3 protein-coding genes and 1 pseudogene are annotated in these 3,192 nt (G+C 73.6%); 2 read left to right on the top strand and 2 right to left on the bottom strand.

Annotation, left to right across the window (positions count from 1 at the left end):
* Nucleotides 1-641 (bottom strand): DUF2243 domain-containing protein (locus ACYVE9_RS20440; protein WP_461029340.1); only part of this gene is annotated, 641 nt, incomplete at its 3' end.
* A 215-nt stretch (nucleotides 642-856) separates the two neighbouring features.
* Between ACYVE9_RS20440 and ACYVE9_RS20435 the strand changes: the two genes are divergently transcribed.
* Complete coding sequence (locus ACYVE9_RS20435; protein ID WP_461029339.1) at nucleotides 857-1,825, top strand: Ppx/GppA family phosphatase; 969 nt, start codon at nucleotides 857-859, stop codon at nucleotides 1,823-1,825.
* A 145-nt stretch (nucleotides 1,826-1,970) separates the two neighbouring features.
* Complete coding sequence (locus ACYVE9_RS20430; RefSeq protein WP_461029338.1) at nucleotides 1,971-2,951, top strand: fibronectin type III domain-containing protein; 981 nt, start codon at nucleotides 1,971-1,973, stop codon at nucleotides 2,949-2,951.
* 27 nt (nucleotides 2,952-2,978) lie between these two features.
* Here the strand turns inward: ACYVE9_RS20430 and ACYVE9_RS20425 are convergent.
* Nucleotides 2,979-3,192, bottom strand: a pseudogene (locus ACYVE9_RS20425) (hypothetical protein); the annotation flags it as partial.

Here is a 3,192-nt window from a genome sequence, read left to right as displayed (position 1 = left end):
GGTCCGCCCGCGTCACCGGGACCCCGGCCGCGGTCACCGTCTGGCCGGCCTGCGGGCTGTGGTGTGCCTGCTTCCTGAGCGGGCCCGTCGGGCGCCGCGGTCTCGCCGTTGTGGGGGCCGTTCGGGTCGGCGTGGGCGCCGCGTTGCAGCAGCCAGCCGCCCGCGACCAGTGCGGCGCCCAGTGCCAGGAAGCCCAGGTCCCACCAGAGTCGGTGCTCACCCTCCCGGACGTGGTGGATGCCCAGGACGTGGTGGTCGAGCACCCCTTCGACGAGGTTGAACAGCCCCCACCCGACGAGGACCCAGCCCCACAGCCCGCGGGAGGTCCACAACCGGCGGCGGCTGTGCGTGTAGCGGTGGTGGAGCACGGCCAGGCCGATGAGCACGGCGAGCCAGGTGACCACGTGGAAGACGCCGTCCCACAGGGTGTTCATCTCCAGGCCGTGCACGGTGTCGGCCGGGTAGTGCGCCACGTTGATGTTCGCGCTGTCCGTGGACGTCAGCATGTGGTGCCACTGGAGCACCTGGTGGAGCAGGATGCCGTCGACGAATCCGCCGAGGCCGACGCCCAGCACGATGCCGGGCAGCCTGCTCGGTGGGGCCTGCGGCGCCGCTTCGGTGCCCCGCGCTCGGTCGGCCATGCTGGGCTCCCTCGGGCTGCGCCGGGTGCCGGTCCCGCCCGGCAGCGACTCCGGCGGGCTGTCGCCGGCAGTGGGATTACCACCCGCCACGGGCGCCAAACCCTCGTTGGTGAAGGTGGCTGAGCGGCCCCCGGAAAACGGCCATGTGACGGCTGTGGCAGAATGGGTTCTTTTGATGGGGGTACTTGGCTCGCATGCGTAGAGGTGTACTGGACGTGGGATCGCAGTCGGCCTCCCTCTTGGTGGCCGACTCGGTGAAGGGTGTCCTGGAACCGGTCGACACGGCCAGGCGCCGGCTGCGGCTCGCCCAGCTGGCCGGCAGCGACGGCCGGTTGGGCAAGGCGGCGGCGGACCGGATCGCCGACGCGGTCGCCGAGTGCCGGGACCGGGCACGCGAGGCGGGGGCCGAGGAACTGTTGGTCTACGCCACCGCTGTCGTGCGGGAGGCCCCCGACCGCGTCGAGCTCCAGCGCACGGTGCGGGAGCGCACCGGCGTCCAGTTGCCGGTGCTGCCGCCCGGCCGCAAGGCCGAGATGGCGTTCCTCGCCGCCCGCAGGTGGGCGGGGCGGCGCGCGGGTCCGCTGACACTGCTGGACATCGGGGGCAGCCGGCTGGAGGTGGCCGCCGGTGAGGGCCGGCCCGACTTCGCGATGAGTCTGCCGCTGGGTGCGGGCCGCCTCACCCGGGAGTGGTTCGCGGGTCAGGACCCGCCCGAGCCCGAGGCCGTGGAGCGCATGCGGGCGTATGTGCGGTCGGAACTCGCGGAGGCGGTCCGCCGGCTTCAGGACTCCGGTCCGTCCACGACGGTCGTCACCTCGCGCACCTTCCAGCAGCTCGCCAGGCTGTGCGGGGCGGCCCCGCGCCGGGCGGGGCCGCGGGTGCCGCGGGTGCTGGCCGAGGAGGACCTCGGGCGGGCGGTCGAGAAACTGGCGTCGGCCACTGCCGAGGAGCGGGCGAAGCTGCCGGGGATCTCCACCGCGAGGGCCGGGCAGGCGCTGGCGGGAGCCGTGGTGGCGCACGAGGCGATGCGGCAGCTCGGCCTGGAGAGTGTCCGGGTGTGCCCGTGGGCGGTCCGCGAGGGTGTGCTGCTGCACCGGGTCGAGGCGGGTGACCGGGCCGCGGTGCCGGGCCCGTGGCAGCGTCTGGAGCCGCTCGACGCCTCCTCGCCCGGCGACTCCCACTGAGGAACGCCCGCTGCCCACCGCCGCGTTGACGGCCGCCCGACGGGGGGTGGCCGCGCGGTCGGCGGGGCAGCCGGGCCACCCGATGTCTTGATGTGCGGCCCCAGCTGTGCCATATATGTCTAGACCATTGCACCGATGGGAAGGCATGCCCGTGCGACGCATCCTGGGCCCGGCAGCGCTGGCCGCCGTCCTGTGGCTCCCCCTGGCCGGCTGCGGACTGCTGGGCGACAGCGACGGCCGGCCTCCGGCCCCACCGGCGGGTCTCACCGCGCAGGCGAGCAGTTCCACGTCTGCGCACGTCATGTGGAACCGGTCCACGGACAACGTCGAAGTCACCGGCTACGAGGTCTACCAGGGCTCGGAGAAGGTGAAGGACGTGCCGGGCGACCGTCACATGACCGACGTCGACGGGCTCGAGCCGTCCGCCGAGTACACCTTCACCGTGCGGGCCAAGGACGCCGCCGGCAACGTCTCCCGGCCCAGCCGGAAGGCGCCCGTCACCATGCTGTCCGCCGACTCCGAGGACGACGAGCCGCCCAGCCGTCCCAGCGGTCTGCGCGGGAAGGCGGAGGGCGCCCGGGCGGCGACGCTGTCCTGGAAGAAGTCGGACGACAACCTCGGCGTCGCCTCGTACGACGTCTTCCAGGGCGACTCGAAGATCCACAGCGTGGCGGGCGACGAGACCACGGCCCTGTTGACCGGCCTGCGGCCCGGCACGGACTACGTGTTCACCGTCAAGGCCCGCGACACCGCCGACAACGTCTCCCCCGCCAGCAACGCCGTGGACGTCACCACCGCCTCCGGCCCGGGCGGCGGCGCCAACACCGCACCCGGCGACTTCACCGCGGCGACCAGTTCCACCGAGGGCGGTTTCGACCTGGACCTGGCGTGGACGCCGCCGAACACCGGAGGTGAGGTCGCCGAGTACCAGATCTACCTGGACGGCGAGTTCGCCACCACGCTGGCCTGGGGTGACTCCGCGCCGGCGAAGGAGGCCACCTACAGCTTCTTCGTCAGCGACCGCGAGGGCAGCACCCACCGGGTGAAGATCCGGGCCAAACTGCCCGACGGCACCTGGGGCCGCTTCTCCGCGGAGCGGACCGTCACCACGGGCGCCGACTCCTGACGGTCCGGGCCCAGCCGCTGAGGGCCCTCAGCAGCCGCAGGAGGGCGGGCCGGCCGGTGCGGACGCGGGGTGCGGGCCGGCCGGGGAGGTGAGCGGGTCCGCTGGGCGCTGCGTGCGGCCGTCCGGGGTCTCGACGGCGAAACCCTCGCGGATCCAGTACTCGATGCCGCCGATCATCTCCTTGACCCGGTAGCCGAGCCGGGCCAGGGCGAGTGCCGCCCGGGTGGCTCCGTCGCAAGAT

This window comes from Streptomyces sparsus, from assembly GCF_054776295.1.
Note: the sequence above shows the minus strand (reverse complement) of the source record. Positions and strands in the feature narration are given on the sequence as shown.

Coding starts and splice junctions, on each gene's coding strand:
- ACYVE9_RS20430 (WP_461029338.1), top strand. CDS start 1,971: ATGCCCGTGCGACGCATCCTGGGCCCGGCAGCGCTGGCCGCCGTCCTG.